The sequence below is a fragment of the Niabella drilacis genome, from assembly GCF_900101395.1.
Lineage (GTDB): Bacteria > Bacteroidota > Bacteroidia > Chitinophagales > Chitinophagaceae > Niabella > Niabella drilacis.
In genome coordinates, this window is the sequence record NZ_FMZO01000032.1 from 1 (window position 1) to 20,622 (window position 20,622).

17 protein-coding genes are annotated in these 20,622 nt (G+C 47.6%); 10 read left to right on the plus strand and 7 right to left on the minus strand.

The annotated features are described in order from the left end of the window. Window positions 1–604: 604 nt before the first annotated feature. From BLS44_RS25460 to BLS44_RS25470, 3 genes are all read right to left on the minus strand, one after another. Window positions 605–1,534 carry a M20/M25/M40 family metallo-hydrolase gene (locus BLS44_RS25460; RefSeq protein WP_090393606.1) on the minus strand — a complete coding sequence of 310 codons (930 nt, stop codon included), beginning with the start codon at window positions 1,532–1,534 and terminating at the stop codon, window positions 605–607. A gap of 149 nt (window positions 1,535–1,683) precedes the next feature. Continuing rightward, on the minus strand, window positions 1,684–3,213 hold the full coding sequence (locus BLS44_RS25465; protein WP_090393587.1) for a SusD/RagB family nutrient-binding outer membrane lipoprotein: 1,530 nt from the start codon (window positions 3,211–3,213) through the stop codon (window positions 1,684–1,686). 33 nt (window positions 3,214–3,246) lie between these two features. Then, window positions 3,247–6,351: a SusC/RagA family TonB-linked outer membrane protein gene (locus BLS44_RS25470; protein ID WP_090393588.1), complete on the minus strand. Its 3,105-nt coding sequence runs from the start codon at window positions 6,349–6,351 to the stop codon at window positions 3,247–3,249. Window positions 6,352–6,649: 298 nt separating this feature from the next. On the opposite strand from BLS44_RS25470, the gene BLS44_RS25475 reads away from it, so the two are divergent. From BLS44_RS25475 to BLS44_RS25505, 7 genes are all read left to right on the plus strand, one after another. After that, on the plus strand, window positions 6,650–9,547 hold the full coding sequence (locus tag BLS44_RS25475; protein ID WP_090393589.1) for a triple tyrosine motif-containing protein: 2,898 nt from the start codon (window positions 6,650–6,652) through the stop codon (window positions 9,545–9,547). Between the two features lie 299 nt (window positions 9,548–9,846). Next, complete coding sequence (locus BLS44_RS25480) at window positions 9,847–10,290, plus strand: IPExxxVDY family protein (protein WP_090393590.1); 444 nt, start codon at window positions 9,847–9,849, stop codon at window positions 10,288–10,290. 10 nt (window positions 10,291–10,300) lie between these two features. Next, window positions 10,301–10,531, plus strand: coding sequence for a 4a-hydroxytetrahydrobiopterin dehydratase (locus tag BLS44_RS25485; RefSeq protein ID WP_090393591.1), 231 nt, complete (start codon window positions 10,301–10,303; stop codon window positions 10,529–10,531). A 34-nt stretch (window positions 10,532–10,565) separates the two neighbouring features. Continuing rightward, window positions 10,566–11,042, plus strand: coding sequence for a DUF4920 domain-containing protein (locus tag BLS44_RS25490; protein WP_090393592.1), 477 nt, complete (start codon window positions 10,566–10,568; stop codon window positions 11,040–11,042). 217 nt (window positions 11,043–11,259) lie between these two features. Then, window positions 11,260–12,840: a F0F1 ATP synthase subunit alpha gene (gene atpA, locus BLS44_RS25495; RefSeq protein ID WP_090393593.1), complete on the plus strand. Its 1,581-nt coding sequence runs from the start codon at window positions 11,260–11,262 to the stop codon at window positions 12,838–12,840. Between the two features lie 160 nt (window positions 12,841–13,000). Then, window positions 13,001–13,714, plus strand: a complete 714-nt coding sequence (locus BLS44_RS25500; RefSeq protein WP_090393594.1) for a LytR/AlgR family response regulator transcription factor — start codon at window positions 13,001–13,003, stop codon at window positions 13,712–13,714. 91 nt (window positions 13,715–13,805) lie between these two features. Next, window positions 13,806–14,192, plus strand: a complete 387-nt coding sequence (locus BLS44_RS25505; RefSeq protein ID WP_143019936.1) for a hypothetical protein — start codon at window positions 13,806–13,808, stop codon at window positions 14,190–14,192. A 17-nt stretch (window positions 14,193–14,209) separates the two neighbouring features. Here BLS44_RS25505 and mtgA read toward each other — a convergent pair whose 3' ends face one another. From mtgA to BLS44_RS25525, 4 genes are all read right to left on the minus strand, one after another. After that, window positions 14,210–14,899 carry a monofunctional biosynthetic peptidoglycan transglycosylase gene (mtgA, locus tag BLS44_RS25510; protein ID WP_090393596.1) on the minus strand — a complete coding sequence of 230 codons (690 nt, stop codon included), beginning with the start codon at window positions 14,897–14,899 and terminating at the stop codon, window positions 14,210–14,212. A 127-nt stretch (window positions 14,900–15,026) separates the two neighbouring features. Continuing rightward, the gene (locus BLS44_RS25515) at window positions 15,027–15,647 is read right to left on the minus strand and encodes a LysE family translocator (RefSeq protein WP_090393597.1); all 621 of its coding nucleotides are present in this window, start codon (window positions 15,645–15,647) and stop codon (window positions 15,027–15,029) included. 40 nt (window positions 15,648–15,687) lie between these two features. Beyond that, entirely contained in the window at window positions 15,688–17,217 is a 1,530-nt protein-coding gene (locus BLS44_RS25520; RefSeq protein ID WP_090393598.1) for a GH3 family acyl-acid amido synthetase, read from the minus strand. Window positions 17,218–17,483: 266 nt separating this feature from the next. Further along, window positions 17,484–18,626 carry a glycosyltransferase family 2 protein gene (locus BLS44_RS25525; protein ID WP_176954558.1) on the minus strand — a complete coding sequence of 381 codons (1,143 nt, stop codon included), beginning with the start codon at window positions 18,624–18,626 and terminating at the stop codon, window positions 17,484–17,486. Between the two features lie 462 nt (window positions 18,627–19,088). Here BLS44_RS25525 and BLS44_RS25530 point away from each other — a divergent pair, with 462 nt between their 5' ends. The 3 genes from BLS44_RS25530 to BLS44_RS25540 all read left to right on the plus strand — a co-directional run bounded on the left by BLS44_RS25530 (window position 19,089) and on the right by BLS44_RS25540 (window position 20,605). After that, window positions 19,089–19,871: an inositol monophosphatase family protein gene (locus BLS44_RS25530; protein ID WP_090393600.1), complete on the plus strand. Its 783-nt coding sequence runs from the start codon at window positions 19,089–19,091 to the stop codon at window positions 19,869–19,871. Window positions 19,872–19,949: 78 nt separating this feature from the next. Beyond that, window positions 19,950–20,198 (plus strand): DUF6364 family protein, encoded by a 249-nt coding sequence (locus tag BLS44_RS25535; protein WP_090393601.1) that lies wholly within the window; start codon window positions 19,950–19,952, stop codon window positions 20,196–20,198. Beyond that, a complete protein-coding gene (locus tag BLS44_RS25540) occupies window positions 20,198–20,605 on the plus strand; it encodes a type II toxin-antitoxin system VapC family toxin (protein ID WP_090393602.1) in 408 nt (135 codons plus the stop codon). The genes BLS44_RS25535 and BLS44_RS25540 overlap by 1 nt, the downstream gene beginning before the upstream one ends. The last annotated feature ends 17 nt before the right edge of the window (window positions 20,606–20,622 follow it).

A 20,622-nucleotide genomic window follows, 5' to 3' on the forward strand; every position in this document is an offset into this window, starting at 1 on the left:
CGTTAAGTTAATTTTGCTAACACGAAAGCTGCAGCGCAGCGTTGCACTTATTAGCAACGAACACAGGAATGAATGGAGGTACAGCGCACCGGTAATATACATCGCCTCCCAAAAGATTCCCGCCGCGCTGCGGCTAACAGCAAGTTCCTGAACGCTCCTGTTACAATGATTTGCGGCGCGCTGCGCCTTTTGCTATCAAAAAATCAGGTCTTTTTTGGGCCCAAACTCGTATTCGTGCTACATTGTAAGGCAATAGACCTCCTTTTAACCTGACGCACATGGGATGGCGATCGGGACAAGTCCGCCACAAGGCGCATTCCGCCCGCAATAATAGCAATCCTGAAGCTGAGCGTTCCGCCTGGGTTCCGTAAATGAGGCGGGACCTGCTACCCTGCACCAAAGCGGATAGCAGCACCCTCCGGAATCGCGCGGTAACCGATTCCGGGGCCCTTTTTGGGCAAACAAAAAGGTACAAGAGCGCAAAGTTTCTGCACAGATTTTGAAGCATCAGTAACTTTTTCCATGCAGCATTTGGGCGAGCCTTTCCCCGAAGGCCGTTGTTTTACAGCATTATTTGATGGGTCGCCGGGTTAAACAGCAAATCCTAATTCGTCCGGATAAAATCCATTTTCAGCACCCCCATGGATCGGTCAATGACCCGGATCTCTAATTCCAAAATGGCGCGCAGGGCTTTAAAGTCTATTTTGGATGGATCATCCCCCGTTTTGTGATAGTCCGGGTGCCCTCCGGTATGAAAGAACAGAACCGGGATGTTCTTTTTGTAGAACGAAGTCTGGTCCGAGCCGCCATTGCCGTCCCGGCCGGTATAGAATTTTATACCGGATGGAATGTCTTTAAAAATTTCGGGAAAACGGGAACTGGTGCCATACCCAATTACAGCCACTCCGTTGCCCGGGTTGTATCTGCCGATCATGTCCATATTCAGCATCCAATGGATGGTGTTTAAAGGAACAACGGGGTGCTCCACAAAATATTTTGAACCCAAAAGTCCCAACTCTTCAGCTCCAAAAGCAATGAAAAGGAGATTGAACCGCTCTTTGATCCTGTTCTTGGCGTAATGTTTCGCAAGCTCCAGGAGCCCGGCCACACCCGATGCGTTGTCGTCTGCACCGTTATGTATTTTGCCAATATTCAGCGAATCTTTACTGTTGCCCAGGTCCCCGTACCCGATATGGTCGTAATGCGCCCCCACCACGATGGTATAGGGGGCATTGTTATTTAAAAACCCGATAATATTCGCCGCTTTCCGGATACTGTCCGTGACCACCACCCTTTTGACCTTCGCTTCAAAATGCTGGCGGAACCCATCCGTACCCATTGGCTGGAGCCCATATTGTTTAAATTTCCGTTCAATATATTTTGCGGCGGCTTCCGCTTCTCTACTTCCCGTTTGGCGTCCTTTCATATTATCTGCCGCCAGGTAACAGATATGTTTTTTCAGTTTTTTTTCAGACACCTGGGCGTTTACAACAGAAACGGCCAATAAAAAAATAAGCAAGAAATATCTATTCATAAAACCTGGTTTTAAAATAGCCTGGGCAAAAGCCGCAGGTATTTCGGTTGTTCCGCGCGAAGATCGGGAAATAGTAACGGTAAACAGCGCAATCAAAGACTGATTGCTGTACCTCAAAAAAAATCCCGGTAAACCCGGGATCTTGTTCGTTATTTTAAAAGCCACATTACTTTATTGATTTCATCTACGCCACCATACTGGCGGTTCAGCGCTTCGATCAGGTTGGCTTTGTTGTAGTTGACCTCAGACGAAGGATATAACCAGCGCACCGGGATGGCATTTTTATTATTTTCATTTAAAGAAGTAGCGGGGTTTACGGGAAACGCGGGGAATTTTGTTCTGCGGTATTCAAAGAAGGCCGTTTGCGGATCCTGCATAAAATTGAGCAGGTAACGTTGCAACCAGATCTGCTTCAGCTGATCATCCGGGCTGGATTTAAATGCGGCTTCGCCGGTAAAGTACCCGTCAATATATGCCTGTGTAAGGGGCATACCGTGTGCATAGGAGGCTTTTGCGTTCAGCAGTGTTGCCAGGGCGGCTTTTACACCGGACTCATAATACGCTTTAGCGCTGCCCGTGGTGATCCAGCCCAGTATGCGGGCTTCGGCCAGTACCAGTTGCTGCTCGGCATAGGAGATCAGGATCCGGGGGTCGCCCACCGCCTCTTTGAGATAGCGGGAATTGATCAGCGCATATTTGTTGGCAATGAGGTTGGCGGTAATGTCGTTATAGTCGGCAGATACATCAGCGCCCACATAGGCTGCGGGATCCGACTCGGGCACCCCATTGGTGATCTGGGCCTTTGCCGGGTCCGCAAAATAATAAAGCCGGCGGTCGTTCAGTTGCTTCAGCTGGTCGATGACCAGGGCGCTGATGATGGTGCGGCTGGTAAAAAGATCGTTGGTCCCGGATAGCGGATGCACGTTGGTGGTGGAGTAGTTAAGCCCCAGGAATCCGGTATTGTTTTGCAGCAGCGCACCACTGTTGGCAATGGCGGCAAAGCGGTTTTTGATATCAAGCGACGCCGTACCGGCTTTCGGGCTTAAGGACAACAGCACTTTCAATGAAAAGGCATTAACGGCCCGGCGCCATTTGTCCGGGTCGCCGGCATAGGGGCTGGGGTCGCCATCAAACCTGACGCCCCGGGCAAAATACTGGTCGGCTTCTTTGAGCTCGTCCAGGATACCACGCAATACCTCTTCCTGTGTATCATAGGCTGCCCGGATATTTCCCGAACCACCCTGTCCTGCAGCGCTATAGGGAATATCGCCTACCTGCATGGTGAGGTTGTAAAACATATAGGCACGCGAAAATTTTGCAAGGCCTTTATAGGAATCTTCCATTACACTTCCTGTGGCATAGTTCACCATACTGGCAGCGTTCGTAGCCAGGAGCATGGGACCAAAGTCTGTTGCACCCAGGTAGTTGTACTGCGAGGAAAGAATGGTTTCGTTGCCATAAGCAATGTACTTGGCCAGCCCGTTATCCGAAAGGCAGGCCTTGGCATCGCGCCCCTGGAATTTCAGATTTTGTAAAATAATATTGGTGGCCAGCAGTGAGGCGTTTACCTTTTCCGTTGCGTCGGGGTTGGTATTGATCTCGCCAAACTTACTGCAGGAGCTCAGCAGGAGGACGCCGGATAAACACAACAGCCCTGTCTTTTTCATTATTTGTTTCATATATATTCTTTATGAAGAAGGATCAAAAAGGATTTAAAAGTCAAGTTTAATGTTCAACCCGATATAGCGCATAGAAGGATCTGTAAAGTTTTCTGTGCCGCCGTCGATATCAGAGTACTTAAATTGTTTTGCCCAGTATACCAGGTTCTGCCCGATGGCAGCCACCGAAATTCCCTTTGAATGGATCTTTTGCGTCCAGGCAACCGGGAGGCGGTAAGTAAGCGCCACCTCTCTCAGTTTTAAAAAGGTAGTACTGTAGAGGTCGGCTGCGGAGGGCGCACCTCCCCAGGCGGTTCCTTTATGAAGCCCTTCCAGGTACGATTTGTAGGTTGTGTAAACATCGTTCGGCGCAAACGCACGGGTATCGCTTACTACATTGTTATTGGCATCGTAGGTGATGCTGCCGGAGATCACTTTTACACCCTGCCCCAGGTAATTTTTGGTACCGGGCCTGGTAGCATCCAGGTAACGCTCTTCTGTTACCGATAGCGGGTGGTTGCCGGAGCGCCACATATACATTTCGGTAACGGACTGTGCCAGGCCGCCCACCCTGCCGTCCAGTGAAACGGCAAGGGAAAGATTTTTATAATTAAAGCTGGTATTAAATCCCCAGATCCAGTCAGGATCGGCATAACCTGCTATGGACGAAATGGGCTGGTAGGTGGGCGCGCCGTTATTGAATACCATATTGCCGGCAGGATCTGTTTGGTAGGCATTAATAAGATAGTAATCCGCCCGTTTGCCCACATCTACCCAGGACCGGTTATTTACGGAGTATAGGGTATCGATCTTTGTAAAGTAGGTTGCATATTTAGACCAGTTCAGGCCCAGGTTCCACGAGAAATCGGCTGTTTTTACCGGCGTGGCATTCAGGCTGATCTCAATGCCTTTGCGGGTCCGTTCTTCCCCGCTGTTGGTGTAAACATTCTGGTAGCCCGAGGATGGGCTGATGGGCGCTTTTACAATATAATCAAAGCCCCGCTTGCGGTACAGGGCCACATCGAGGTGAATGCGGTTGCGCAGGAAACTGAGGTCTGTACCCAGTTCGGTAGTGGCTGACCCCTCGGAAAAGATGTTGGAGGGGCGGATGCTGGTAGGAAAGGCGGCTGAGCTCATGGACCCCCACTGATTGGTGGCAATGGTATATACATTATTAATATCATAAATGTCGGCCGGTATGCGGTAGGCCGTCCAGGACCCTCTTAGCTTCCAGTAGGAGAGCCAGTTATTACGGGGCAGCAGTTCACTGGGTATAAAGCTTCCGGCCACGCTGGGATAAAAGAAGGAGCGCGTATCTTTGGAAAGTGTAGACGCCCAGTCGTTCCGGAATGTTCCTTCAATAAAAGCCAGGTTACGCCAGCCGGCACCCAGTTTCCCGTAAACGCTGTTGACCTGCTTCCTCGAAATAAGGGAGGCCACGCTGGCGGGGCCAACGGATGCTTTTAACGAATAATAGGCGGGGATGGACAGGCCGCTTTGGGTACGGGCTTCCATTCCCTCGTCCTGTTTATAAAAAACGGAGGTTCCAAGAAATCCGTCAAAGGAAAAGTTGCTCCATTTCTTTTGCGCCATCAGCATGGCATCCGTGTTGGTGCTGAATCCACGGCCGATACCAATATTATAGGAGCCTTTCTGCGACTCACCCCAGATCTCGGTACCGCCGGCCAGTACCTTACTGCTGCCCCCGCCCTGGAAAGAGCCTTTGGAAACGCGCACCTCCTGTTTATTACTATAAGTGTCGTATCCCGTTCTTACCATTGCTTTCAGCCAGTCGGTCAATTCATAGTTCAGGGTAAGCTGGCCGTTAAAAATGTCTTTTTTATAGGGATGGAGCCGCTCATACCGGTCAAAGTAGGGGTTGTTATTTCCTGCAGTATAGCTGCTGTTCTGCACTTCATTCGGTACCAGCCAGTAATCCTTATAATCCCTGATATCCCAGTCAGGAGATCCCCATACCAGCATGCTGTACATCGGATCATACCCCGTATACCCGTTAAAGCCGGTATTGGGTGAAGCGTGGTTGTTATAGGAGAGGGTTGTTGAAAGGGAGAACCGGTTGATCTTTATATCACCGCCAACACTGTACGTGATCTTATCAAAACGGGCGTTGGGGTACGTGCCTTTGTTTTCCATCCAGGATGCGGAGGCCCTGAGGCTGCCCATGTCCCCGGTTTGTACGATGCTCAGGTTATTATTTAAGATATAGCCCTGTTGCTGAAAATTTTTGAAGTTGTCTTTCCCGGTTGGCAAAAAGGGCATAGCCTTCATGGTTTTGCTGACAGGGTCCCACTGGATCACGTCCTGGCCATCGAGCGGAGGGCCCCAGGAGCCATCTGCGGATCGCACATAGGTATTGGTTGCGGTGTTTACCACACGGCCGTACCTGCTTTGCATTTCCGGTATAGCCAGGTAGCCGGCTTCAAACAGGGTGCTGCTGTTGAATGTTACCGCCAGCCCTTTTTGGCTGCCGCCTCTTTTGGTGGTGATCATTATGGCCCCGCTTCCTCCTCTTTCTCCGTACAGTGCAGAAGCGGTGGCTCCCTTCAGAAAGTTGATGGATTCGATGTCATCGGCGGGAACGTCTCTTAATGTCATGTTGCCATAGGGGATCCCGTCAATCACCAAAAGCGGTTTTTCGCCACGCAGCGTTAATTCCGGTTCCGATAAAAATTCCGCGCTGTTCTTTACCATAAGCCCCGAAACTTTCCCGGTGAGGGAGGTCCCTACATCAACGCCTTTAACGGTTTGCAGGGTGTTGCCCTTTACCTCCTGTGTGGAGTAGCCCAGCGACCGGCTCTGCCGTTTCAATCCAAGGGCGGTAACGACCACCGTTTCCAGTTTCCGGTCATTTTCTGCGTGCATGACGATCCGGATGTCCTGTGCGGCTCCTATAGTTTGCTGCTGCGTTTCATAACCAATATACGATACCTGCAGTTGCTGTGTGGCATTGGCCACAACCGAAAAGATCCCTTTTTCATCTGTTTGTGTGCTCATGCCTGTTTCCAGTACGGTAACGGTGGCTCCGGCCAGCGGCTCCTCCGTTTCATTTACCACTTTGCCGGTAATTGTTCCTGCCTGCGCGGCCGCCAGGTTACAAAACAGAACAAGTCCCAAAAGAAACCCTGAAAATTTACTCATAACGTTTAAATATTAATAAATGGTCAACTTTTTTTAAACCCGGGAGAAGCAGGCAATCATTTCCTGACGCATAAATGAAGCATACCGTTTTATTTTCAATTGCTGGCAAAAGTTCCCCGCAGGCAGTAATAATATACTTGCAAAAATGCAATAGAAAGGGCTGTTTATAAAATCCGGAGGCCCTACATCTACACTACATCGGGAAAAAATATTATTGATTATTAAGTGTTTAGATCCCCACAAAAGTAGTTGTAGAAAAATAACGATCTTTAGCTATTAAAAATAAGACCCGGAGCATTTGAAAAAATTATCAGCTTGCTTTTTTATACTTTTTCCCCTGCTTGTGGCTGCCCAAAACATTATCGGGCTGCCCAATACCATCAATTTTTCTCATAAATCAATAGCTGCGGGGGCGCAAACCTGGCAGGCTGCACAAGACCGGTTCGGGACCCTTTATTTCGCCAACAACTCGGGGCTGCTGTCTTACAATGGCAAGGAATGGAAACTATATAAGCTTCCCAACAAGACCATTGTCAGGTCGTTATTGATTGCCGCGGACGATAAAATATATATAGGAGGGCAGGGTGAGTTTGGCTATTTTTTCCCGGATCAGACCGGCAACCTGGTATATCATTCATTAGTTGAGCGGATCAGGCCGGCGGACCGCCTGTTTGGAGATGTTTGGAAGATCGTATTGTTTGAAAACTGCATTTTTTTCAGAACGTATAATAAAATATACCAGCTGGATCTGCGGAACAATAATGCAACCGTTTTTTCCACACCCCATCAATCCAGGTGGGATTTCCTGGAGGCCGGTCACGGAGTGCTGTATGCAAAAAATGATGAGAACGGATTGGTGGTGTTCAGGGATCAGCAATGGCAGCCGCTGGGCGGGAATGATCTGAAAAGATCGGTCATTACCTCCATGCTGGCATTTGGCCGGGATTCACTGCTGGTGGCTACCTTGCGCGAGGGTGTTTTTTTGCTCCGGGATAACCGGCTGACCCCCCTGCCGGTGAGCCCGCTGGTTAAAAAAGCCCAGATATATACTGCCTGTAAAGTAGATGAAGCAACATACGCAGTGGGTACGGTTTCGGGGGGCGTTTTTTTCCTGGACCGGTCCGGAGCCATATTGCGCCATTTTTCAGTTGACAACGGCCTTCAGAACAACAATGTGCTAACGCTGTTTAAAGACCGGCGATCGGCGCTTTGGGTAGGGTTGGATGAGGGGATCGACCTGATCAATTATGATGCCCCGCTTCAATTGATCAGCCCCGATGCAAAAGCGCCCGTTGCAGCCTATACAGCTGCCGTGCACAACGGATATTTATATATCGGCACTTCTGACGGAGCCTATTTCACAAAGCTCTCCGTTCCGGAGTCGGCCGATCAAAGTTTTTCACAGAATGACTTTCAAAAACTGGGTTCCACAGCCGGGCAGGTCTGGAGCATCAGTACGCCGGCCAACCAGGTATTGATTGGTATGAATGACGGGGCTTTTATGGTAAAAAACGGCCGGGCACAACTGCTGAATAATGGGATCGGGGGTACCTGGCTTTACCGTACAATACCGGGACAGCAGAAAGTGGTTGCGGGCACCTATGCCGGGATAGAACTGTTTGTACCGGGAGAGGGGGGGCTTCGCCGCGATCTTTCCTTTAAGACCAGTCTTAAACAGTCGCTCCGGTTTATTGAAACAGATTCCCTGCACCATACGATCTGGGCCTCACATCCGTACCGGGGGATCTATCGCATCCGGATGGATGCCGGTTATGAGCGGGAAATGGCGGTGGACCAGCTCACCACACGTGAAGGACTGCCCAGCAACAATAATAATTTTGTTTTTAAAATAGACGGGAATATTGTTTTTGCCACAGAGCAGGGAATTTATGAATGGGATTACCCCGGCAACCGGTTCAGGCGATCCGCCAGGTATCAGCCTGTTTTTGGATCACTTTCCATAAAATTTATGACCCAGGATGCTGCGGGCAGGATCTGGTTTGCCACCGAAAAAAGAATGGGTGTGGCGGCGCACAACGAGATCCGCTATTTTTCCGAGCTGGATGGGCAGCTGATTGCCGGTTTTGAGAACATATACCCGTTTAACAGCAGGAATATTTTTATTAATTCCTATAAAGGGATCCTGCATCTTAATTATGAGCAATACCTGCGGGAGCAGCCCGGCATTGCTGTTCAGCTGAGCAAAGTACAAACGATCGGGCAAAATGATTCGGTTCTTTTCAACGGGTACTTTGTGTCAAAAGGAAAACCGGCGGCCTTGCAGGATGCAGAGCAGTTTTTAAAGCTCTTACCCCGCTACCGCTCTGTTCATTTTGAATTTGCCGCGGATGATTATGCCTATGCCGATAAGACCCTGTACCGTTACCAGCTAAAGGGTTTTGATGAAACAGCCTCTCCCTGGTCGTCAAAAACGGATAAGGATTATACCAACCTGCCTTACGGGCGCTATACCTTCGAGGTAAGAGCCATGGACCACAGGGGCCGCATCAGCGCACCGGTGGCTTATACTTTTGAAATCCTTCCGCGCTGGTACCAGACCTGGCTGGCTTATGGGAGCTACCTGTTACTGCTGTTACTGCTGTTTTTCCTGGTGCATAAGATCTACCAGCGCCGGCTCCGGAAACAGCAGCAGGTGTATGAGTATGAGCAGGAGCAGCTCCGGTATATTCATGAGCTTGAGCGGGACCGCAGCGATAAGCAGATCATCCAGCTTCAGAAAGAACGGCTGGAAACAGAAGTGATGTATAAGAACAAGGAGCTGGCCACCACCACAATGCACTTATATAAACGAGGCCGGTTGCTGGGTAAGATAAAAGAGGAAGTTTCTGACGGGATCAAGAAGATCAGTAATCATGAAGAAAAAAAAGGATTTAACAAGCTGCTGAAGCTGATCCTGGAAGAAGAGAAAAAAGAGGGCGACTGGAACCAGTTTTCCATTCATTTTGACCAGGTACACAATAACTTCCTTCACAAGATAAAAGCAGCCTATCCGTTGCTGACACCCAGCGACATGAAGATCTGTGCCTATGTCAAGATGAACCTTTCCTCAAAAGAAATTGCACAGCTGCTGAATATTACCTTAAAGGGCGTGGAAATAGCCCGGTACCGGCTGCGCAAGAAATTTGGCCTGCCCCAGGAAGTACCGCTCTCCGGTTTTATACAGGAGTTTTCGTAAACGGGCATATGGTTGGCCGGAGTAAAAATGAATAGCTTTATATGAAGGGATCGGCGGTTCCCACATACGGGGTGTAGAAAAAGCCGGATCATCAGCATGTTTTTGCATAACCAGGGAAAAGACCAGAATACAAAACACTGCATCTGTATATTTGCATAACAACATCGCTGCGCCTGCGGCAAAATAAGCCAGACAAAAGCAGGTGGAATCGCCGCGCCGGCCCATTATTTGCTACCTTTACAGCGTCATTTCGGCAAGAGACTGCTTTGTGGTGCTGTTACCGGAAAAACCGATCATTTATGGCCACTGTAAAACTATCTTTAAATACCGACCAGATCACGGAGGAGTTTTTTGAAGACACCAAACTCCTGGGGATCGTAACAACGGTGAAGGATTATAAGTTTTGCTGGAATCTGAACAATTTGCTGGAACTGGATTTCCGGATCAACCATGATATTGAGATAAAGCTCAAACGGAAAAGGCGGCTCTATTTTTTTTCCGTGTACGAGTACCGGGATCCCAACAGCTCTCTGTGTCATTATTTATATAATAACCTGTACGACGGAGAGTTCCTGCTGCCGGAATTTAAACACCTCGATTTCCTGTGGCTGATGAAAAATGACACGGTGACCGATGAATACCTGGAACAGGTAAAAGCCTGGTTGCGGGAAATACCGGGGGTGCAGCTGATTACTGAGCTCACAAACGAGAAAATAAAAAACAAGGATTACCTGATCTTTTAAAACCTTTGTTATGTGGACGGAAAACGACAATAAACTCTACCGGAAATTCTCCTTTAAGGATTTTAATGAAGCCTTTGGTTTTATGACCCGGGTGGCGCTGGCAGCCGAAAAAATGGACCATCATCCTGCCTGGACCAATACCTATAATACTGTGGAAGTCTGGCTTTCGACGCATGATGCCGGGGATATTGTGACTGAAAAAGATCATAAACTGGCAAAAAAGATCGATGATTGCCTTTAATTTGTAATTTTAACCTGAACGTAATCTTCTAAATATGAGAAAAGTACTGTTGCTGATCCTGCCCCTGTTTGCAGGTATATTATTATATGCGCAACCTCCTGCCGGAAGCGCCCGGAAAGGAGATGCCTATGGTGAAAAAATAATTGCGAAAGGCGCCCTTTCCCTGGAGGAGCTGGCCGGAAAACTTTCTTCCTCAAAAGAGGATGGGGTAAAGGCCAGGATAAAGGGAACTGTTTTGGCGGTTTGTGCTAAAAAGGGCTGCTGGCTCACGATGGAGCTGCCGGATAATACCAAAATGCAGGTTAAATTTAAGGACTATGGCTTTTTTGTACCAACGGCTATTGCCGGCAAAACGGTAGTGCTGGAAGGGGTGGCCCGTCAGAAGCTGGTGTCCGTGAATGAGCTGAAACACTACGCAGAGGATGCCAAAAAACCACAGGCGGAGATCGATGCCATCACCGCGCCCGAAAAACAGGTACGGTTTGAAGCCAGCGGAGTGCTGGTGCTATAAATAAAATGGAGCACGACCGCCCCCGGGTCTTTCCGTCATCCCAAAACTTAAAAGCAGCCGGTAAGCTGACCGGTATTTTGCGGTATTGGAATTGCTGTAGCAAAAAATATTCACATCCTTATTTTTTGTTAGGAATCCCGTAATACACTACTTTTGCAGCCTGAAAACGGGCGTTAGGCTACGTTTCTACACAACAAAGTATTAAATATCATTATTTATGCCGGAAATAAAACCAGACGAAATAAGTGCCATCCTTCGGGAGCAGCTGAGCAACTTTAATGCCCAGGCGGATTTAGAGGAAATTGGTACCGTATTACAGGTGGGGGATGGTATCGCCCGCGTTTATGGCCTTGGAAATGTAAGGTATGGTGAACTTGTTGAGTTTGAAGGCGGTGTACGGGCCATTGCGCTGAACCTGGAAGAAGACAACGTGGGTGTGGTACTGATGGGTGAAGGTAAGGATATTAAAGAAGGTTCAAGGGTGCGCCGTACCAACCAGATCGCTTCTATTAAAGTAGGAGAAGGCATGACCGGCCGTGTAGTAAACACACTGGGGCAGCCGATCGATGGTAAAGGACCCATTTCCGGAGAGCTTTATGAAATGCCGCTGGAGCGTAAAGCCCCCGGGGTTATCTTCCGGGAGCCGGTAAAAGAGCCGCTGCAAACCGGTATTAAAGCGATCGATGCGATGATTCCTATCGGCCGTGGCCAGCGGGAGCTGATCATCGGCGACCGTCAGACCGGTAAAACCGCAATCGCGATTGATACCATTATCAACCAGAAAGAATTTTTTAATGCAGGCAAGCCTGTATATTGTATTTATGTAGCCATCGGACAGAAAGCATCTACCATTGCCGGTGTGATGAAAACCCTGGAAGACAATGGCGCGATGGAATATACCACCATCGTGGCCGCTTCTGCTTCTGACCCGGCTCCGCTGCAGTTCTACGCTCCGTTTGCGGGTGCTGCTATCGGTGAATATTTCCGCGATACGGGTCGCCCGGCGCTGATCATTTATGATGATCTGTCAAAACAGGCGGTCGCTTACCGTGAGGTTTCCCTGCTGCTGCGTCGCCCCCCGGGCCGTGAAGCATATCCCGGTGATGTATTCTACCTGCACAGCCGTTTGCTGGAAAGAGCTGCGAAAGTGATCAATAACGACGAGATCGTTAAGGACATGAATGATCTGCCGGAATCGATCAAGCACCTGGTAAAAGGAGGCGGTTCCTTAACCGCGCTGCCGATCATCGAAACACAGGCGGGTGACGTATCTGCTTATATCCCTACGAACGTGATCTCCATTACAGATGGCCAGATCTTCCTGGAATCTTCACTGTTCCTTTCCGGTATCCGTCCGGCCATCAACGTGGGTATCTCCGTAAGCCGTGTAGGTGGTAACGCGCAGATCAAATCCATGAAAAAAGTAGCCGGTACTTTGAAGCTGGATCAGGCGCTATACCGCGAGCTGGAAGCCTTCTCCAAATTCGGGGGAGACCTGGATGCCGCTACCAAGAACGTAATTGATAAAGGTGCACGGAACGTAGAGCTGCTGAAACAGCCTCAATACTCACCCTATTCTGTTGAAAAACAGGTGGCTATTATTTATCTCGGTACCAATGGCCTGATCAAGGATGTGCCTGTAAGCAAAGTGAAAGAATTTGAAGAGCACTTCCTGCTGGAGATGGAAAACAAGTACCCCGATGTACTGGCCGAATTCAAGAAAGGCGCCCTGCCGGAAGAGGGGCTGAAGAAAATGGTGGAACTGGCCAACAGCATCATTCCCCAGTTTAAGAAGTAATTAAAAATAAGAGAACTTTTTAAGGGTTATCCGCCGGCTGGCAGATAACCCTTTTTCTTTTTTGGGCCCCGCAATAGATCGTTCGTTTTCCTAATTTAACCGGGATCAATTTTTCAAATGATAAATTTTTCCTATCTTTAGGCGACCTTAGACTATATAAATGAATGTAAATGGCCCTCTTATATGCTTATTGGTTGATGATAACAAGGTAGCGCGGGTCCTTTTAAAAAAGATTCTTTTAAATGTAAATAATATAAACGTTGTTGGCGAATGCGAAAGCGCCCTCGAAGCAAAACGTTTTTTAGAAGCCAATCACGTTGATATCCTGTTTTTGGATGTTGAAATGCCGGAGATGAGTGGCCTGGATCTGTTGAAGCTTTTGCCCAACAGGCCGCACACTATTTTAACAACAGCAAAAGAACAATACGCCGTAGAGGCCTTTGAGTTAAATGTGCTGGATTACCTGGTGAAACCGTTTACGCTTACCCGGGTGCTGGCCGCTGTAGACAGAGTGCAGGAGTTGATCCGGTTCAAGCAGTCGCAACAGCCGGAGGCGATCACACCCAAACATCTTTTTATAAAAGAGAACAAGGTGATCCGTAAAATAAATGTGGATGATATTTTATGGATGGAGGCAAAAGGTGACTATGTGCAGTTTAACCTGCCGGATAAAATGTATATGGTCCATGGAAGCCTTAAAACAATTGAAGACAAGTTCTCGCCGGAAAAGTTTGTGAGAGTGCACCGGAGCTATGTGATCGCAATTGATAAGGTAGAGTATATTGAGAACAGGTTGGTCTATATTAAAAACCAGCCGATACCCGTTTCAGAAAGTTATAAAGATGCGCTGCTGGCAAAGCTGCATCTTTTGTAAAAAATAAAAGCCCCTGATCAATAACCTGCTTCTGTATTTTGGCAGAGTGCAGCCCCGTAAACCCGTAACCATAACAAAACAGATTGACACAATGCTAGCGACCATGACAGAGCCCGTTTTACATAATGCGGAAACCCCATACAACAGTCTTGACTACTTAAAGGACCTGCTGGGAAATGATGCCAATGCGGTAAACGATATCCTGAACGAGATAAAAGTACAGTGGCAAGAAGATCGCCTTCACCTGGGGCAGGCGGTGGCCGCAACGGACCTGGAGGAAGTTAAAAGGCTGCTGCATCGTATAAAATCTACTTTTTCTCCTTTGGGACCAGGCCATGTGCTTTACCTGGGGGTGGTTACTAACGGGGAGTCTTTTCTGGAAAAAAGAGGGAGCCTTAGCGGCGACCAGGACTACTGGCAAAAGTTTATGGAGGACACCGAGCAAATGGTGGGGGCGCTGCCCAAAGAAGCGCACTGATAGTTTTAAGGGCTTGTTTACCGGATGAGGTTTTGAATGTCCCGGTCGGGCTTCAGAAAATTCATTTGCTGTCCGATCTTTCTTGCCCTGGAAGAAACATAGGGCGACATGGGTTTAACATTCAGCTTTACAGGGTTGGGTAACACGGCAGCAATGGCTGCTGCTTCATATTGCGTAAGATCTTTTGCCGGCTTATTAAAATAGGATTGAGACGCCTGTTCAATCCCAAAGATACCGTTGCCTGTTTCCGCTACATTCAGGTATACTTCAAGGATCCTTTTTTTACCCCAGATCTTTTCGATCATAAACGTAAAATAGGTTTCCAGCCCCTTGCGCAGCCAGCTTCTGCCCTGCCATAGGAACACATTTTTGGCGGTTTGCTGGCTGATGGTACTGGCGCCTCTTAAGCGGCCTGGCTTTTTCTGATTATATTCCATCGCCTTCTGGATGCTTTTCCAGTCAAAACCATTATGATCGGGGAACAGCTGATCTTCCGAGGCGATCACCGCCAGGCGGGCATTTGCAGAAATATCCGCTGCGGATCTGTTTTGCTGATGAAAGCCGCGGCCATTTACAATGCTGCCGATCTGTGTAAAAGTAATGGGCGGGTTTACCCATTTCAGCAGCACGATATAGATCAGCTGGCCCACAAACAGTACCAAAAACAACCTTTTGCCCCATTTCCATATACCTTTCAGAATCTTCATCTTATTCAAACAGATCCATTATTATATAAAAATAACAGATTATTCTTTACTTTTTATATACAGGCGCAGGATCGTTCTCCCGACAGATCAGGATCAGCAGGAAATTAGGGAAATTTTAAGAATCAACTTATATGACGAGTCTTATGATCAATGCAATGCCAAAGCTGATCAGCACAAAACCGTTGATGCGGTTCATCAGGTGAATGTTACGGGGTGTAAGCCTGGTACGGATCTTATTGGCCAGCATTACTTTTGTAATGTCTGTGCCTAAAACGACCAGCAGGGCCGATGCGAAGATGATGATACGCTCATTAACGGTATGTGTAATAACCGAGGAGGAGGCGGTAAGCCAAACAAGAAAAATACCGGGATTGAGGCTGTTCAGAAAAAAACCGGAAAGGAACAGCTGCAGGTAATCCCGTTTGCGGAACACGGGCGGCGTCCGTTTGATGCGGTCGCGGATACGGATCTTTTTAAAAAAAGCATAATAAATACCCAGTACAATAAGGAACGTACTGCCTACTATGCTGATGGCCACTTTTTGTGAGCTGAGGCTGGTAAAGAACTGCGAAAAGAAATTACTGGTGAACGCAAGGATGGTGTCGCTGGCAGAAACCCCCAGCACAAAAGCAAGTCCGCCCCGGTGGCCTACGTTGATGCTATGCTTGATGACTGAGAAGAACACGGGTCCTACCGCAAGGCAGAGGACCAAACCCATGGTTACTCCTTTAATAAAGGCTTCAATCATAATCGGATAACAATATAGCCGAAGTTTTTAAAAAAGGGCGTCAAATCTGCCCGGTTTTTAAAAAATTTTCCCAGTCTAAAAGCATCCGCCCCTTCATAACCCGCGGAAACTTGTGCTGGCTGCCCAGTTTACCTTTTAGCTCCATAAACTTCATAAAGGTTTCGGGCGGCAATACTTCAATAAACACTTCTTTAAGGGCACTGGTTCGCTCCGTTGCATAATCATCGTTGATCTCCCGGAGCTTGTTATCAATAAACGCGATCAGCTCCTGGTGGTTCACCGGGTCGCTGGTAGCCACATACCAGCGGTGTGCAAAATAGCCCTCATAGGGCAAACCGATAACGGTATATTCCTGTATACTGATATTAAAATGGTCGTTGGCATCCTGGATGGCGCGGTTCATATTCTCCACACTCAGATGCTCCCCCACCAGGCTTAAAAAATGCCTGGTACGGCCGGTAATGATCACCTCCGCTTTTTCTTTATCCTGGAACTTGATGGTATCTCCGATCAGGTAACGCCAGCTGCCGGCATTTGTGCTCATCAAAAGTGCATATTCCCTGCCAACTTCTACTTCATCGATCAGTTTTACTTCCGGATGATCAACGATCGTACCTTCTGCATCAAAATTGCAATTGTCAAAGGGAACGAATTCAAAAAAGATATTATTATCGGTCACCAGCTGAATGCCCCGGTCTTCCTTCATTTTATACCCGATAAAACCTTCGCTGGAGAGATAGTTCTCCACATATACGATCGGTTTGCCAAGGAGCTTGTCAAAGGATTTCTTATAGGGCTCAAAAGCTACACCTCCATGAACAAAAAACCCAAAATTTGGCCATATTTCATGAATATTGGCCAGTTTATAACGTTCAATGACCATTTCCATACACATCTGGCACCAGGCCGGTACTCCTACAATATAGCCGATATCCCATTTATGGGCATTGTCTACGATCTCATTCAGCTTTTGGTTCCAGTCTGCAATAGCAGCAATCCTTCCCCCGGGTTTATAAAAGGTCTGGAACCAGAAGGGGCGCTTTTTAGCCAGGATGCCGCTCAGATCGCCGGCAAACCAGCCGGCCTCTCCCTTTTGAAGATTCGTGGCACCGCCAATGATCAGGAAGTCCTTGGTGAGCGATTTTTTATTGGCCTGTTTATAACCAAAAACGCTGATCAGCTGTTTAATGTAATTGATCGTGTTGCTTTTCAGCAGGTCTTCCGTTACCGGGATGTATTTGCTGGATGCTTCCGAAGTGCCGGAGCTCAGTGCATAATATTTGATCTTACCCGGCCAGGTAATATCAGGTTTGCCTTCCAGGGTTTTTTCCCACCAGCGCTCATAGATCTTATTATAATCGTGCACGGGCACCAGCTGCTGAAAGCTTTTTTCGATGTTTTTGGAAAGAAGGATCTCGTCAAATCGGTATAGCTGGCCAAATTCTGTAAATCTTGCCTTTTTTAATAGTTTTTTTAATACTTTCTGTTGCTGTGTTTTTGCATTACGCTTAGGAAGTCGCAGTGCACTGGCAATCGATCGTGGTAATTTAATATCTATTATTGATGCCATATTCTACTAACTACTGTAACCGGCAAAGATACGCATTTGCCCGCCGATATACTAAAGATAAACATAAACTGTACCGCTTGCGCAGCCTGCGGGTACAGGTTTCAATAAAAAGCTGTATGATACCGGGTGATTCCCTGCAAAAGAAGAGATTACACGGCCTGCAAGGTAACTATAAAACCAATAGGAATCATACAGTTGTTAGCTACCTTGAGGAGCCGGGTTCCTGTTCAGCCGGATCTTCAATTTGTCAGTTCCGGGTGATCACTTCAGCTTCCGGAGATGATACTGTTGCCGCTGTAAAAATGTAAACGGGAATGCCGGCTTTGATCAACGATGCGGATCAGTTCGCCAAAGCTGAGGTCCTGCTCGCAGATATATACGGGAGCGGAGGCTTGTTCGCGGAGGAGCGCCACGAGCCGGGGATCCCCGGGCGCAAGAAGGGTAAGGGAGGTATCTTTCCTTTCAGGCAGCAGGGGAATAAGGGCGTTTGCCGAAGCCCGGGTGCCAATGATGATCCCTGTACTTTCCGGCCGGGCTGTTTTTTGCTGCCGGGCCCGGAGCAGGTCTGCCATATATTTGAATGGAGCATGGACCCCAATACCGGCGTGCACCAGCAACCGGAGCCCGAGCTGCTTAAACCCTCTGTAATGTTTGTTAACAAAGATGCTCATGGCGCCATAGAAATTACGGATATAGCCCAGGCTGCTTTTAGCAGTGCTTTCGCCTTTAAAATGAATAATGACCGGGGCCGAAAGATAATAATTTTCATAGCCGGCTTTGTAAACCCGGTAGCTAAGATCAATATCCTCTCCATACATAAAAAAGGACTCGTCAAAACTGCCTGTTTTTTCCAGTACAGAGCGGGGAAGGAGCATAAAGGCGCCGGCCAGCGCTTCAATGACCTGGTCTTTTTGCGCATCCAGGTGCCCCATATAGTACCGGTTAAAAAAACGGGAGCCCGGGAAGAGCCGGTGAATGCCGGATAGTTTAAAAAAAGCAGCGGAAAAGGAGGGAAAACCCCGCTTGGATTCCTTCAGGAAGACGCCCTGCCCGTTGATCATCCGGATACCCAATGCGCCCACTTTTTTATGTTGCTCAAAAACCTGCAGGCATTGGGAAAAACAATCCTCCGGAACCAGTGTATCCGGGTTCAGGAACAATACAAACCGGCCTGTGGAATGATGAAGCCCCTGGTTACAGGCCCTGCCAAAGCCGGCATTTTCCTTATTGGCAATAAACAACACCTGTGGAAACAGCGGGCGCAGGTATTCCAGGCTGCCATCTGTGGAGCAGTTGTCTACCACAATGATTTCTGTTGCTATATCCTTTGCTGCCCGCTGTACAGATAGCAGGCAGTGCTCTAAAAAGTATTTAACATTATAACTGACTATGATGATGGAAAGGGTCATTTTTAAAAAGCAGGAGCTGCGCACAAAAATAGCTGAATTCAGTCCCGGATAATCTGAAAAGTTGAAAATGTGAGAAAATGAAACCTTAACCGTGAGTATAAAAAGGGGCTCCGGCGTTGACATGACATCTTAAACTGATTGCCGACTATTCAGGTCTCAGATCCCGGTTCTCAATTCAGGGCAAACGCATCTGAATTGGGTGAAAAGAGCACACCAGGAGCATTTTCAGGCACTGTAAGTGCCCCGTGTTTATAGCAAGGTATTAAAGAGAAACCCGGCTCCTGTAGGAGCCGCGTAAAATTTCCGGCCCAAAACACGCGGCTCCTACAGGAGCCGGGTTGATAAAACAGCGGAATACTATAAACACGCTGCTCCTCCGGAGCTGAACAATGCTGAAATCAGATGCGTTTGCCCTGGTTCCCGATTCTGAAGTCTGACCGCTAAATCGTTATCTTTGGCCCTATGTTAGCAACAGTTTTGGAAGAAGCCGTGCGGGCGGGAGCGGCCGAACTGACCCGTTATTTTCAGCGATCCTTTTCAGTGCAGCACAAAGAAGGCCGCAACAACCTGGTTACCGATGCCGATCATGCATCGGAAAAAGCGATCATTGCGGTGATCCGCAGGCATTACCCCGATCATTTTATATTAACCGAAGAAAGTGGTGCGCTGGCGCAGGAGTCGGATTATAAATGGATCATCGATCCGCTGGATGGCACCATCAATTTTGCACATGGCATCCCCATCAATTGTGTATCCATTGGCGTGGAATATAAAAAGGAGATCATTTTAGGGATGGTATACAACCCCCATATGAATGAATTGTTTTTTGCGGAAAAGGGTAAAGGGGCCACTTTGAATGGCCAGCCGGTAAAGGTGAGCACCGAAACAGACGCCATGCGATCTTGTTTAGTGACGGGGTTCCCTTATGTTTATATAAATATGGAAAACGGCCCGTTACAGGTATTTGAGCGGTTTATAAAGGAAGGAGTACCGGTACGCCGCCTGGGTGCAGCTGCCATTGACCTTTGCTGGGTGGCTGCCGGCCGGTTTGATGGGTTTTATGAGCATAAGCTGGAGGCCTGGGACAGCGCTGCGGGTTTTTTAATTGTAGAAGAAGCCGGGGGTAAGGTTACCGATTTTAACGGAGACCATTATGCTCCCTATCAGCACCGGATTGTGGCCACAAACGGACGGATACATGAGGAAATGTTGAATATTATTAATAATAAGCCCCATAATTCATAAAATGTTTCCCGATAAGGGGGAGCAAAGATCCTGTTGCACGTAAAAAAATATTATTTTTACACGTAAAATGGATTCGGTATGAATGCAAAGCTGACATTAAATTTGAATAAGGCTGTTATCGATAACGCGAAAGACTATGCAAAGGAGCAACACACAAGTCTCTCGAAGCTCATTGAAAACTATTTAGGGTCTTTGACAAAGAAGGACAGCACGAAAGCTAAAATAAGCCCACTGGTGGAACGTTTAACAGGTATTATTCCAGGTGAGCAGAAAACAGAAGATTATAAAAGCGATTATCACGAATACTTAACCAAAAAGTATTCGTAATGAAAAGGGTGTTTATAGATACCAATATTGTGATAGACCTGCTTCAAAAGCGGGAAGGTTTTTATATTGAAGCACAGGAATTATTTACGCTTGGTGATAACGGGGACATCCGGCTATACCTTTCGGCTTTAACCATAGCCAATACGCATTATATTTTATTGAAGCACTATAAGCCGGATGAAGCAAAGAAAATACTGGCAACATTTAAAGTGCTTGTTAGCGTTCTGCCCATCGATGATAAAATAATTGAGCTGGCACTTGCTTCTGATTTTAAAGATTTTGAAGATGCGATTCAATATTTTACAGCCATGGAACATCAGATAGACGTTATAATAACCCGGAATAAAAAAGATTTCAAAGGGAGCTCGATCTCCTTGCTTACCGCAAAAGAATACTTACATCGTTAGTAAAAGCAATGCATTAC

Bases quoted from the DNA above. Each gene is read 5' to 3' on its own strand.
- BLS44_RS25525 (WP_176954558.1), bottom strand. From the start codon at position 18,626: ATGACCCTTTCCATCATCATAGTCAGTTATAATGTTAAATACTTTTTA.
- BLS44_RS25520 (WP_090393598.1), bottom strand. From the start codon at position 17,217: ATGGCATCAATAATAGATATTAAATTACCACGATCGATTGCCAGTGCA.
- BLS44_RS25500 (WP_090393594.1), top strand. From the start codon at position 13,001: ATGAATGTAAATGGCCCTCTTATATGCTTATTGGTTGATGATAACAAG.
- BLS44_RS25540 (WP_090393602.1), top strand. From the start codon at position 20,198: ATGAAAAGGGTGTTTATAGATACCAATATTGTGATAGACCTGCTTCAA.
- BLS44_RS25515 (WP_090393597.1), bottom strand. From the start codon at position 15,647: ATGATTGAAGCCTTTATTAAAGGAGTAACCATGGGTTTGGTCCTCTGC.
- BLS44_RS25480 (WP_090393590.1), top strand. From the start codon at position 9,847: ATGGCCACTGTAAAACTATCTTTAAATACCGACCAGATCACGGAGGAG.
- BLS44_RS25535 (WP_090393601.1), top strand. From the start codon at position 19,950: ATGAATGCAAAGCTGACATTAAATTTGAATAAGGCTGTTATCGATAAC.
- BLS44_RS25485 (WP_090393591.1), top strand. From the start codon at position 10,301: ATGTGGACGGAAAACGACAATAAACTCTACCGGAAATTCTCCTTTAAG.
- BLS44_RS25465 (WP_090393587.1), bottom strand. From the start codon at position 3,213: ATGAAACAAATAATGAAAAAGACAGGGCTGTTGTGTTTATCCGGCGTC.
- BLS44_RS25505 (WP_143019936.1), top strand. From the start codon at position 13,806: ATGCTAGCGACCATGACAGAGCCCGTTTTACATAATGCGGAAACCCCA.
- atpA (WP_090393593.1), top strand. From the start codon at position 11,260: ATGCCGGAAATAAAACCAGACGAAATAAGTGCCATCCTTCGGGAGCAG.
- BLS44_RS25530 (WP_090393600.1), top strand. From the start codon at position 19,089: ATGTTAGCAACAGTTTTGGAAGAAGCCGTGCGGGCGGGAGCGGCCGAA.
- mtgA (WP_090393596.1), bottom strand. From the start codon at position 14,899: ATGAAGATTCTGAAAGGTATATGGAAATGGGGCAAAAGGTTGTTTTTG.
- BLS44_RS25460 (WP_090393606.1), bottom strand. From the start codon at position 1,534: ATGAATAGATATTTCTTGCTTATTTTTTTATTGGCCGTTTCTGTTGTA.
- BLS44_RS25490 (WP_090393592.1), top strand. From the start codon at position 10,566: ATGAGAAAAGTACTGTTGCTGATCCTGCCCCTGTTTGCAGGTATATTA.
- BLS44_RS25470 (WP_090393588.1), bottom strand. From the start codon at position 6,351: ATGAGTAAATTTTCAGGGTTTCTTTTGGGACTTGTTCTGTTTTGTAAC.